The following is a 12,119-nucleotide window of genomic DNA, read 5'->3' on the forward strand; positions in this document are numbered from 1 at the left end:
TATCATCTGAAATGGTCTTGTTTTCAGATTGAGGCGATTGGCTTGTGGGTCTTGCCGTAATCGCGCTATTCACAGGTGCAGATTGTTTTTCTCCTCCCTGACTTGTCGAAGGTAAAATGACAGGGGCCGCATCAGGAACAGGGGATTTAGTTGTCGCCCCATCAGCCGCAGGTGAAGCAACGCTGCTTTGACCGCCTCCGTTATTTAAACTAATTTGGGTGCCATTAACCCACACACCGCCCGGATTGAGTTCAATCACGGAATTGCCAAAGGTAAGCTCAATATGCTCTTTGGTTATTACCGTGTTCCCCGCCCCGACGGTGAGGGTGATGTTGTCGCTGGCGGTGTACAGTTGCGTGCCCTCGCCGGCTTTACCGGCGCTGGCCTTGACCTGCACCTGATTGGCGTCGGTGCTGCGCAGCCGGCAGATGGTTTCCGTGAGGCTGCCCTGTTCAATGCGGGTCTGTTCATCCCCGGTCTTTACCGCCACCTGGCGGTTGCCGGTTTCCACCACCAGAGTCTGGTCGTGTTTCACCACCGTGTTCATGTCGCGCTGGGCGTGCAGCGCCAGCTCTTCGCTGCCTTTGGCGTCCTCGAAGCGCAGTTCGTTGTAGCCGTCCCCTTTATGGGTTTTGGAGCGCAGGGCCATCTGGGTTTTGCTGGCCGGCAGGTCGCCCGGCGGGAGATTGCTGGCATGGTAGGCGCGGCCGGTGACTATCGGCTGGTCCGGGTCGCCGTTAAGAAAGTCCACCACCACTTCCTGCCCGATACGCGGTATCGCCAGCATGCCCCAGCCCTGACCGGCCCAGGGCTGGGCGACCCGTATCCAGCAGGAACTGTTGTCGTTGCTCCGGCCGTAGCGGTCCCACAGGAATTGCAGGCGGATGCGCCCGTATGAGTCGCAGTAGATTTCTTCGCCTTCCGGGCCGACCACTTTGGCAATCTGCGGGCCTTCCATCACGGGTTTGGGGAGCGGGGTCGGGCGCCAGTGCTGGTTATCGGGAATGAAGGTGAAGCGGTTGCTCATCACGGTGCCGCTCTCGCCGGCGGCCTGTTCCAGCGCCTGCGGCTGGCTGCCGTGATGGATGACGCCGACCAGTTGCCAGAGCCGGTTCAGGTCATTCCGGGGATGGTTGACCAGGGTGAGCAGCACCCCGGGGCGCAGGGCGGCGTGGTTGCTTTCACCGTCCCCGGTCAGGGCATTGTTGCGCAGGGCTTCCAGCCGGTAGCGGGTGAAATCGGCGCCGTGCTGGGCATCTTTGAAGCGGCCGGGAAAATCAAAGTGTTCATAGCCGGTATGCTGGAGGTCCTGCTCCCGCATCTGATGACGGAACTCCGCCGCCCAGGCCGGGTTTTTGAAGGTGTAATCTTTGAGTTCCACCACCGCCGGCCGCACCTGAGCCTGGCGGGTCAGCCGGGTAATGCACAGCTGCTGAGCCTGTTCGGCGTCGCCGGGGTGATAGGGCAGTACCGGGCCGTTGACCACGGCGCCGGCATCGTCGGCAAACACCAGGGTATTTTTATTGCCGCTGAATTCAAAGAAATAAAAAATACCCTCTTCGGCGGTCAGTCGTTGCAGAAAGTCAAAATCGGTTTCCCGGTACTGGACGCAGAATTCCCGTTCCGGGTGCGGGTTGCGCAGACTGAACGCCACATCCCGGACGCCGTTTTCTTTGAGCAGGGCGGTGATAATGGTCTGGATATCCTGCTGCTGAAAAATGCGGGAATTCTGGCGCAGGGTGGCGCGCCACATATCGGGCCGGACCGTCATTTTATAGCCGGTCTGATGTTTGCCGGTGTTGCCCTGCTCAAAGCAGGCGACCATGCCGGTGACGGCGCGCTCGACTTTGCCTTCGCGCAGGATGGTCAGGGTGGCGGTTTGGTCGAGCACCGCGGCGAAATCGATGGCCGGGTCGGTGCTGGCTAAACTGACCGCCAGGGTGAACGGGGTGGATAAAGCTTCGTTCAGGGTAAAGGCGGAGACGACAAAGGTGTGGGGCGGCAGTCCGCCGGCGGTGAGGGTGAACTGTAAGCCGCCGGCGCTTTGGGGACGGAGGCGGTCGGCGATGTGCTGGGCGAGGTTGCCGGCGGTCTTTTTGGGCTGAAATGACATATAAGGGTTCCTTCTCTGAATTTACGGGCGGTGTTGTTCAGGGCGCGCGGTCAGTCCGGCGGCGTTCTGCAACGCGTAGTACCGGCTGAGTAGGGCGTTAAAACGGTCGTCGGTCTTTTTTATCAGCGCCGGGGAGACGGCCTGCCCCTGTTCGACGGCAGCGGCCAGCTGGCGCAGCAGCTCTTCCAGCGGAACGTCACGGTTGTGGCTGTGCTGAATCTGATAAATCGCGGTTTTCAGGTAAGAGAGGGTGAAACTGCCCCGGTTACGCTCCTGTTCCAGGATTTTGTCCGCCAGCCGCTGGAGCTGATGCCGGGTCTGGCGCCAGCTGCCGGGCGCCGGCGCGTTTTCCAGCCGGATGGTCTGTAACTGCTGCCAGCGCTGGGTTTCACGTTGTTGCTGACGGTCCTGCGGCCAGGTTTTTTGTGCCGTGGCGGTCAGTTGCTCAGCCTGTTGCAGGACGACCAGCGGGGAGGTGTCCGCTAACCGGGTTAACTGCTGTGCATAGGTTGGCAGGTCGGGATGAGACAGCCAGGCCAGTCTGGCCCCGTCCGGGGTGCCGGTCAGGGCCGTCATCTGCTGTTGTAAGGGCCGGTAAAGGCCCAGCCAGGTCCCGGTCAGGACAAACACCCCCAGTAATACGCCCAGTCCGAACCCCTGTAAGGCGCTCATCGGTCGCGGCGGGGGTTCAGGGAAATGGACCTGCACTTTGGGCTGGCTGCGGTCGTCACTCATGCTGTCGTCCGTTTCCGGTTCAGGCGGCGCCGGTTCAGTGCTGGCGAGGTAAACCAGCGGCGGCAGCTGCGCCGGTCTGGCGGCCGGTTTGGGTAATATACGGGCCTGTTCCAGTTTTTTGGCGGTGTTCTGGAAAAACCACAGCAGGTTTTCGACCTTCGGCAGGCGTTTCAGGTCGGACTGCTGGAGCCGGTCGACGATGAGCTGTAAGGCCCGCTCGGCCCGGTAAATCATCCGCAGGTCGCGGGGGGTGTAATCGTGCTGGCGTAAGGCGTTGCCGCAGCGGGTGTTAAACCAGTCCAGCATCTCGGTACGGACCGCCGGCTGCGGCGGCCACAGTTCATCCCACTGGCTGACCATCACCTCGGCCAGCAGTTCGCAGCCTTCCGTAAAGCCCGCCAGACCGCTGAGCTGCATCCGGGCCAGCGTGTAGTAAATCGCGCTCTGCAAATCGACGCCGTGGGTGCGAAACAGCGTCAGGGCCAGCGATTCAATCAGCGGCCAGTTCACTGCCGGCTGAGACGGGTGATTGATTTTGTTGATTTCTTCGCGTATTGCCGTGAACGCCGGCAGATTCATCGGGTTGCCGCCGGCGCGGATAATCAGGTTTTCAGGGTGTTCACGCATGGCCGTTCATCCTTTAGCCTGCCTCCGCCGGCGCGGAGGACAGGGTGGGTTGCTATTTTGTAATGAATAAAATTTGCCATTAATACAGCGTGTCGGGCAGTCTGAACTGACTGAACAGGCCGCCGGCAAACGGGTTGTCGGATTCGTCCACGTAGATACGGTAGGTCATGTCGCCCCCGTCCACCGTGAACCGCACGTCAAACGCATCCTGACGCACGTTGGTCAGTGTGCCGCTGTTAATCAGACGCAGCTGGGCCCACGGGCCGGTGAAGCGGATGGCGCGCGGCGATTTGCCGCTGGCGTCCGGTATCAGCGTGAGCTGGCTTTCCACCCCGGCCCGCATCGAGTTGGGCCATATCAGGTGCGCGATGCTGCTGCGGCCGTGGGCGTAATCGAGCAGCTGGCCGTCGAGATTGAGCAGGCTGCGGCGTTTATTGCCGGTCAGGCTGAGAGGCTCAATGGCGAACTGGGTCCCCAGACCGTTTTGCGGCGTGAAGAAGGTGTCGCGGATACGGTCGGCCAGTTTCAGTTGCGCCAGCACATCCGGGCGGATAAGCTGTTTGCCGTCGGCGCTGTGGGTCAGGTTGTTTTCAACAAACGGTTTGAGGTTTTGCTGATAGAAGGCATCCAGCGTGCCGCCGGGGCGGAAGAAGCGGTCGAACTTGTAACGGACGCTGACCGTTAAAGGCCTGACTCCAGCGCGTCCGCATGTAGTGTTCGACCAGCGATTTATTGCGGCCGCTGCCGTCTTCCAGCATCCGCATGATGCGCAGGACTTCCAGTTTTTCTTCACTGCCTTTAGGCGCCCGGTTCAGGTCGTCCAGCAGGCCGTTCATTAAGGCGGGCAGGAAGCGCTGAGACAGCAGTTGCAGGTAGGTGTTTTCCACATACGGGCCGATATCCGCGCCCTGATAGAGTCCCATATCCGCCAGCAGCCCTTTATGATGGTAATCCCCGTAGGCCAGCGTCGCCTCGCGGATAGGATTGAGCAGGGGCAGCTGTAAATTCCCGTTGCGGTCTTCGCCTTTGGGCGGCGGAACCGACAGGAAGGTTCTGGCCTGCGTCAGCACCTCGTCCCCCGCCCGGTAGTTTTTCTGATAGTAGTGGTGCCAGCCGGTCCACAGGGCCAACAGCACGACGGATCTCTCTCTATTTATTCTCTATTCTTTAATAAGAATAGGGTTGAAAATAACTCATGCCTTTTTGTCTTTCTTTATACCGCACGGCATAATTCCTTTTTTGAATATAGAAAATAGGGTTTCTAATTTAGCGTTCTGATTAAAAGAAAATAAATATTGATGAATGCTTATCATATTTAACCTGTCATTATATTTGTCATTATATTTGTCATTAACTTCATTAACTTCATTAACTTCATTAACTTCATTAACTTCATTAACTTCATTAACTTCATTAACTTCATTAACTTCATTAACTTCATTAACTTCATTTAGAAAATTATCGTATTTTATGTTATCAATTAACCCTTGTTTATTTCTTATAAGATATTATTTTCTTTTTCTCATATTTTCTTTAACTTGATCCTGGGTAGATATTTTTACTCTATTCAGAGAAAAAATCACTCCAAACCATAGAGTTGCCTGATATGTCTTGATCGAAAATAAGCTTTAACGCCCTATCTTTATTATGAATAATTTCATATTCATTAAACTCTTCAATAGAACCGGATAAAAAATTCGAACTTTTAAAAAATTTAACGGTTCCATATAGAAATTTATTATCTCATCCATATTGAACTATCCTAAAATTTTACTCCAGAGATCAAAGACGCGTTGTCTTACTTTTTAATTTACGTCTTTTTCCTGGATATTAGTATTATATCTATTTTGGGGTTTAATAATATTGCTATTCTCCATATCTTTTTTGGCTATATTTTTTATGTGAGTCACTTGTTTCGATATGGCATCAGTTGATTGATTTAAATTTATTTTATCCAGAGCATTGCTTATTGCACCAGTATATCCGTGATGATCCTTGCTATTGCACTAACCCGTCGGCGTTGACGTGGCATGGGTATTCACCTCGGTAAGAAAGAAGCCAGCCGGAAGCGATTCCGGCTTTTTGCTGTTTCAGAGAGAAAACAGAATAAAATAGCTAAAATATAGCCTATGTATATATTTACTATGAATCTTATATTTTTCTGTATTATTCCTTTGTTTATCTTCTTATTTGTTTTATATTTTTTTTTTGATTTAAATTATATATTTAATATATAAGTCTAACACTGTAAGCTATTTGTTTTAAACATAAAAATAACAAAGCTGAAAGATCACGGGGATCTTTTTAGCTTTTTGCTATTAGTTTAGGGTAATTTTATTTTCCCTTTTTTGACATTAGCTTTAATGTCGTACCTAAAATCTACACAATAGTGATTCAAGACTTCATCTAATTTAATTAGCTTTATTCATTTGATATTTTCTTTACTTAATTTGTTAGCTACTTTTTCTGAAATAAAGATAAATCCTGCTAATAAAGTAGTTCGTATTGAAAAAATATCATAATTTAATGATTCATTATGAAAAGGTAATTTATGAGGAATTAAACTTCCATATTTATCTTTTTCCAATATGGAATCTTTTTCATTCAGAAATAACGCCTTGTCAGTAAAAAAAAGATAATTTAATGAGCTATTGATAGTTTTTCCATCTTTAATAGATGTCGCAATTAATTTTTTAAAACATGAACGCTTAATTTAAATTCATTGATAATATCGAAAAATCTATCAGATAGGATATGAGCCATATTGTGTTGATAATAATTAAACCCCAATTTCCCAATATTTTTATTACATAATAAATACAAAGAATTAGAGTATGCCTTATCTAAGAGATAATAAGGCATATCATGCCTGGAGCCTTCATAATCCCATTTGTCATTAATTTGCTTCTCGGTATCTATTATAGCATGAAGATATCTTGGCATGAGTGAAGAATTATAATCGTTCATTAATACATAATAATTCATTAATTTACTCTCCCACATTTGGTTGTAGACATTTGACCAGACTATATTTTATTTTTCGTATCCATCTGATTATTGTTTTTAAAATCATATTTTCTTCATGTGGATGAAAAGCATCATTAAGCGTCATTTCAATAATATTGTTCTGATCATGGATAAAGAAAATTTCATTTTTGAAGCACTGGCCTTAGCACAACTGGTTAAGCGGCTGAACTGGGCGGAGATACGCGCCTGCGCGGTGAATGATGAGGAAGCGTATCAGATTAAGGATGCGATCTCTAAGCTCCAGTCCGCGTTGGCTTACTGTGGATATGCGCCACGGTAGATCATGAAGAAGGCCGGAAGATCACAGGGGATCTTTCCGGCTCTGCCACTATATAATTACCACGCCTTAAGAAGATTGAATGAATCAAGTTCTACAAATAATACTTTTTCTTTTTCAAAAAGCAGTACTATTTCATCCCATAGCTCAGGTTTAAAGACAATTAATGTTTTACCTGATTCTGGCATGTAAAAATCACTAATAATAAAACCACAACCATGTTTTATTAATTCATTAACCTTTTCATAGCGATATAAATTATCTTCATAGAGATCTAAAAGAACAGGATTTGAAGGTAAAGAAATAAGAGGTAACCCTTTTTTCTCTCTAAGTTTATTTTTTAGCATAATATGATTGTAATTATAAACTTCACTCATTATTTTTTCATTTTCGTTGTTTTCTCCATAAAAATATATTCCATCTTTATTAATGTTTTTACATTTCTTTAACGAGTTGATTGTAGAATCAAAAAAACACAACTCATTGAATGTTAATGATATTATTTTTTGGGCTATATCAGTAAGAAAACCATAAGGTCCATAACCGTTCTGAGTAACATTGTATTGATAGCAAATACAATATGGTTCAACGATTAATTTATTTACGTCAGTAAAAACATTTGCCCATTCAGGGAAAGGATATTTAATTAATTTTTCTATATACATACATGGTCACCTTCTTACCATACAAAAATACGCTCAACTCCCTTCGGATCTACTGCGTGTATATGCCCTCCGGAGTGATGTTCTGGAATACCAGGTTGCCCAGCGTCAGGATGACCGTCCGGATGTTCAAACCAATTATTTTTGCCATTGGGATTGCGGCGACCTAATTTTTTACCACCTTCAGCTTTCATTTTACCCCAATTATCCCCACGGCTACTTGCATTCAATTCATCAATTCCAATATCTTGGCCACCTCTTGAATTTCTAGGAACTTGCGCATGATTTTTGGCCTGACGGATAGCATCATTTCTACTTTTTGCCTTGACAGCATTACATCCGGCCAACCCGAATGGATCAATCCAGTTCGCCGGATTATGCACGTAACTGTAAGGATTTACTCCTCCGGCTAAGTTCAGCGGATCGGGCGATAGGTACTGGCCTGTTTCACTCTCGTAATAACGGTGCCGGTTGTAAAACAGCCCGCTTTCCTCGTCTTCGTATTGCCCACAAAACCGGAAATTACACGTCAGGTTCCGTGGGTCGTTGACCGTCAGCACCGGCCAGCGCTCCGGCTCGCCCCAGGTGAGCAGCCGGCCCGCCCAGAGCAGTTCTCCCGCTTCGGTCAGAATTTCCCGCACCGTCCCTTGGTGGTCGCTCACCACATAGTATAGCTGACCTTTTTGATACCGTGCCGAAGGGGTCAGGGCGCCCGGCTCATAGAGCCAGTGAATGCTCTGTTCACAGTCAACGGTGCCGTCCGCATACACCGGCGTCTCTTCAATCAGCTGCTCTCCGCTCCACAGGTAATCATAGCCGATTATCGCGGTCGGTTTGGCCGGCGGTCCGGCCGGGTCTGCTTCCTTCCGCTTGCTAATCCGCCGCCCGAAGGCGTCATAGCAATGTTCCTGATAGTTGCCGTTTAGGGTAAAATTTTAATGGTATCCTTATAATTTTTTACCTTTACTTTCTACTAAGCTGATAAACCATTCATTAAATGATATGAAGTCAGCTTCTTCTATCCAAAACTCAGGGGGAATATCAGGGTAATATATTGAATAATTGTTATCGGACTGATTTTTTGTCCAAAAACCTCCAAAATAGCCAAATTTTGGAATTGAAGTGGTTAACAATAAGTTAGGATATAGATCATCACCAAAATTATAAAATACACTCTTAGAGAAATTTTTAACATCTAAAGGAGATAAAATTTCTATTCCAGAATCAATGTCGGTAGAAAAAATATCAACAGCTCCCACATTTATTAAAAAACATTTATATTGTTCAGGCAATTTAACTTTTGTATCTGATTCAAATTGATATAGTTCAGCATCTGAGAACAATTTTAACCGAGTAAATGAATACTTTTCTGAATTACCAATATTAATAACTTCTCCATTGCTACTATTAATCCATAAATTCATTTGATTATAAGCGTCTACAATATTCACAACTTGCTCCTATGAATCTTATAAATACCAAAGTCTTCCACCAGTTTTTTGGTAAGGCATATGGGTACGAAGGGCAGAACCCTGACCATGAATTGTTCCTGTATGTGGGTGTTGAACTGGGATGATATTCCACCATTCATTAGAACCACCATTTTTAATAGGAATAACATGATGGGGAGTTGCTCTTTTGCCATTAGCTTGTGTCGGCCAAGTCATTCCTGTTTGGTTTTCCCATTCTTTTATTATTTTAGATTCATTATCATTGAAATACTCTCTCATTTTCTTATTAAGAACACTTGATCTTTCTTTTACAACCGAAAGCTTATCTTCGATCATTCCTTTTTGCCGATCACTTATCTTGGCTAAAGACCATTTATCAACATCATCCAATATTTGTTTCATTGGACATCCCGCCAACCCGAACGGATCAATCCAATTGACCGGATCATGCACATACCCGTATGGGTTAAATCCGCCACTAAGATTCAGGGGGTCTTCGGCACTATCCCGACGCCATCATACTCTTTAGGCCACTTTTCCCTTTGATTTAGCAGCCTTTTTCTCCGCCGCTTTTTCCCACCCTGTTAAAGAGCATGCCAACTCGCCCCGACGGGCATTTTGCCGATGTTAGCGCATTTTTTCCCCGACGTCAGCACCGGGTTGAGGCCCCGTTTTCCTGCCGGAACCGGGTTTTATCGGGAACCCGCGACGGCGGGGCAGCTTGTCTGCGCCGCTGACGCGGGTTGGCCGGGTGCGGGCCGGCGAGGCCCGCAGGTGAAGCTTTTCTGCGGGGAAGCCCCTGGGGGCTGCACGGGGCGGAGATGGCGAGCACGGGAACGAGCAAGGAGCCTGCGACTGCGAGCCGGGCGCAGCCAGTGCAGCGGGGTTGGGGCGGGGGCAATAAACCGCGGCCAGCTCGCTGGCCTGCTTTCAGGGCTGTTGACCTTAACAGGCTGACCGGCAACAGTTTCAGGTAGATTTGGGTGCCGGAGCCGCCACGGACGGCGGCGATTGCGGCGGTGGGTTTTAGCACTGATACTGACAGCAGCGGGTGAGCGAGCGAACCCGGTGCGCCTCTGGGGCTGAGAAGCTCAACCCGGCGGCCAGCCGCACGCTGTTGTTGAGGTGACCGCGCAGCGCCCTTGGGTGGGCGGCGCCGACATAATGTTCCGTTAAGCGTGGCGGGCCGTTCAGGCCCATTGCGCTTAATGCCACATTATGTTCAATGGCGGCTGACCGGCAACGGTTGTGACAGAGAACACCGGAGCTTAGGGCCGGGCGGCCGGCATTTACCGCCGGCACTCAGAAGGTAGGGGGCAGTCTGTGCGCAGGGACGCGCACAGTCTGCCTTTCACTGCACCCCACGTGCTCACAGGGAACCGGCTAACCTTAAAGACTGTCCGGCAACTGCGGGCGTTCAGGCCGGCTTCGGGCTGTCCGGCTTATCGCTATCCGCCTGTTTGTCGTCTGGCGGCGTTGCCTGCTTTGACTGCCGTTCTGCCGGGTGGGTCTGCTCATGCACTTTCTTTAAGTGACCGATAGCCACCCGCGTATAGATTTGGGTGGTTTCCAGCTTCTCATGCCCCAGTATCGCCTGGATGTGCCGGGTGTCCGCGCCGTTCTCCAGCATCTGGGTTGCCATTGAGTGGCGGAACAGATGGCAGGCCCCCGGTTTAGCCAGTTGCGCCTGTTTACGGATGCTGTCAGCGGCTATCTGGGTTAACGTGCCTCTGGCCAGCCCCCGGCCTTTCCTGGTGATAAACAGGTGACCGCTGTCCTCCCGCCGCGTTAACTGGGGCCGGACACTGAGCCAGCGGCTTAACCAGTGCAGCGCCTGTTCGCCGATGGGCACTACCCGGTCTTTACCGCCTTTACCCTGTCTGACCATCACCACGCCGCGCCCGAAGTCCACCTCGCTTAACAGCAGGTTCGCCACTTCCATCCGCCGGATACCGGTACTCCACAGCACTTCAAGGATAGCCCGGTTTCTCAGGCCCGTGAGTGTGTCGATACTGGCGGCAGCTAATACCGTGTGGGTTTCGTCTTCATTCATCACCTGCGCCGGCAGCCGTTTTTCTTCTCTTGGCAATACCATGTTATCCGTCGGGTTATACAGGATATGGTGACGTTGCAGCAGCCAGCGGAACCACTGACGTAAGACACTCAGGCGGTCCCGCTGACTGCCCGGGCTGTAGGGTTGGCCGTTCGCTTTACGGGAGCTTCTCAGCCAGCGCTGGTAACTTTCCAGCAACGGCAGGCTGACCTGCGGTGCGGTCATTACTCCACGCGCTTCGCACCAGCTGACGAACGGCAGCAGCCGCTCTTCATAGGACTCCTGAGTCCGTTCGCTTAAGCCCTGTCCCCGCACGGTTTCCAGCCAGGCGGCCAGATGCTGGCGTAAGGTGGCGAAGCGGGCCGGTATGGCGTCGGGTTGACCGTGGGTCTCCGTCACCGAGGGGCGTTTTTTTCTGTCTGGCGCGGCCAGTGTTGCCGCCGGGCTGGTCGGGATAGCGTGCTGTTGCTGCAACCAGTCGAACCACAGGCGTAAGGCGCGCAGGCGTCGGCGCTGACTGTCCGGCGTATAGGGCTGACCGTTGGCTTTGCGGTACCGGGTCAGAGACTGCTGCCAGTTTTCCAGTAACGGTTCGGTGACCTGAGCCGCGGATATTACGCCCTGTTCCTCACACCAGTTGACGAACGGTGACAACCGTTCATGACGGGCGGACTGGCTCTTTTGACTCGCCCCCTGCAACAGCAGGTTATCCAGATACGCGTCCAGATGCTGGCGCAGGGTCAGCCGGGCAGGTTCAGATTGACGTTTAACGGGTGATGACATGATGGGATTTCCTGTAGGGAACAGCGGTTAATGGTTATCGGTGTGTGATGCATCACTACGGTACGATGGCTTGATTGTTAAGTGGCCGGAACAGTCCTTTTCTGTCTGCCCCAACTTGCAGACCGCTCCACCCAGTATTGCTGCGGTCTGGCGTCCATTTTCCGGCCTCCAACTTGGACCCAACTTGACCCCAACTTGAGGGCAACTTGCGGTTCAGTCAGTCCAACTTGCGTCGGTCGTATTCCGGGTTTTCGGGTTCGATGATGAGCTGGCAGTACGATACGACGACTTTTTCTTATTATTGCCGGAACAGTGTTTTTCAACCTTCCCCAACTTGCGAGCCGTTACATCCAGTATTGCTGCGGCCTGAAGCCGGTTTTACGACCTCCAA

General features: G+C 50.4%; 7 protein-coding genes and 5 pseudogenes. 2 read left to right on the forward strand and 10 right to left on the reverse strand.

Features of this window, described 5'->3' with window-relative positions:
• Positions 1 to 202 precede the first annotated feature (202 nt).
• The 4 genes and pseudogenes from TI10_RS14400 to TI10_RS26665 form a co-directional block, all read right to left on the reverse strand.
• A pseudogene (locus TI10_RS14400) lies at positions 203 to 2,113 on the reverse strand (type VI secretion system Vgr family protein); the annotation flags it as partial.
• Positions 2,114 to 2,134: 21 nt separating this feature from the next.
• Positions 2,135 to 3,475 carry a VasL domain-containing protein gene (locus TI10_RS14405; protein ID WP_049584089.1) on the reverse strand — a complete coding sequence of 447 codons (1,341 nt, stop codon included), beginning with the start codon at positions 3,473 to 3,475 and terminating at the stop codon, positions 2,135 to 2,137.
• A gap of 79 nt (positions 3,476 to 3,554) precedes the next feature.
• A pseudogene (locus TI10_RS24520) lies at positions 3,555 to 4,614 on the reverse strand (ImcF-related family protein); the annotation flags it as partial.
• A gap of 1,286 nt (positions 4,615 to 5,900) precedes the next feature.
• A pseudogene (locus tag TI10_RS26665) lies at positions 5,901 to 6,478 on the reverse strand (Imm43 family immunity protein).
• A 130-nt stretch (positions 6,479 to 6,608) separates the two neighbouring features.
• Between TI10_RS26665 and TI10_RS14425 the strand changes: the two are divergent.
• The gene (locus TI10_RS14425; protein ID WP_422615682.1) at positions 6,609 to 6,782 is read left to right on the forward strand and encodes a DUF7706 family protein; all 174 of its coding nucleotides are present in this window, start codon (positions 6,609 to 6,611) and stop codon (positions 6,780 to 6,782) included.
• Positions 6,783 to 6,838: 56 nt separating this feature from the next.
• Here TI10_RS14425 and TI10_RS14430 read toward each other — a convergent pair whose 3' ends face one another.
• The 4 genes and pseudogenes from TI10_RS14430 to TI10_RS14445 all read right to left on the reverse strand — a co-directional run.
• Positions 6,839 to 7,444, reverse strand: a complete 606-nt coding sequence (locus tag TI10_RS14430) for a hypothetical protein (protein WP_049584090.1) — start codon at positions 7,442 to 7,444, stop codon at positions 6,839 to 6,841.
• Positions 7,445 to 7,776: 332 nt separating this feature from the next.
• Positions 7,777 to 8,370, reverse strand: a pseudogene (locus TI10_RS23955) (RHS repeat domain-containing protein); the annotation flags it as partial.
• A gap of 18 nt (positions 8,371 to 8,388) precedes the next feature.
• Positions 8,389 to 8,892, reverse strand: a complete 504-nt coding sequence (locus TI10_RS14440) for an SMI1/KNR4 family protein (RefSeq protein ID WP_049584091.1) — start codon at positions 8,890 to 8,892, stop codon at positions 8,389 to 8,391.
• An 18-nt stretch (positions 8,893 to 8,910) separates the two neighbouring features.
• Positions 8,911 to 9,387: pseudogene (locus TI10_RS14445) on the reverse strand (RHS repeat-associated core domain-containing protein); the annotation flags it as partial.
• Positions 9,388 to 9,485: 98 nt separating this feature from the next.
• On the opposite strand from TI10_RS14445, the gene TI10_RS25125 reads away from it, so the two are divergent.
• Entirely contained in the window at positions 9,486 to 9,629 is a 144-nt protein-coding gene (locus TI10_RS25125; RefSeq protein ID WP_155416485.1) for a hypothetical protein, read from the forward strand.
• 680 nt (positions 9,630 to 10,309) lie between these two features.
• On the opposite strand, the gene xerC is transcribed toward TI10_RS25125, so the two are convergent.
• Together xerC and TI10_RS25130 are read right to left on the reverse strand one after the other, a co-directional pair.
• Entirely contained in the window at positions 10,310 to 11,314 is a 1,005-nt protein-coding gene (gene xerC, locus TI10_RS14460; protein ID WP_049584182.1) for a site-specific tyrosine recombinase XerC, read from the reverse strand.
• A gap of 491 nt (positions 11,315 to 11,805) precedes the next feature.
• The gene (locus TI10_RS25130; protein WP_139180592.1) at positions 11,806 to 12,051 is read right to left on the reverse strand and encodes a hypothetical protein; all 246 of its coding nucleotides are present in this window, start codon (positions 12,049 to 12,051) and stop codon (positions 11,806 to 11,808) included.
• Positions 12,052 to 12,119: the final 68 nt, after the last annotated feature.

It is taken from the genome of Photorhabdus luminescens subsp. luminescens, assembly GCF_001083805.1.
Lineage (GTDB): Bacteria > Pseudomonadota > Gammaproteobacteria > Enterobacterales > Enterobacteriaceae > Photorhabdus > Photorhabdus luminescens.

What these genes read in the sequence shown, in the direction of transcription:
- TI10_RS14430 (WP_049584090.1), bottom strand. Translation starts at nt 7,444, where the DNA reads ATGTATATAGAAAAATTAATTAAATATCCTTTCCCTGAATGGGCAAAT.
- TI10_RS14425 (WP_422615682.1), top strand. Translation starts at nt 6,609, where the DNA reads ATGGATAAAGAAAATTTCATTTTTGAAGCACTGGCCTTAGCACAACTG.
- TI10_RS25125 (WP_155416485.1), top strand. Translation starts at nt 9,486, where the DNA reads ATGCCAACTCGCCCCGACGGGCATTTTGCCGATGTTAGCGCATTTTTT.
- TI10_RS14405 (WP_049584089.1), bottom strand. Translation starts at nt 3,475, where the DNA reads ATGCGTGAACACCCTGAAAACCTGATTATCCGCGCCGGCGGCAACCCG.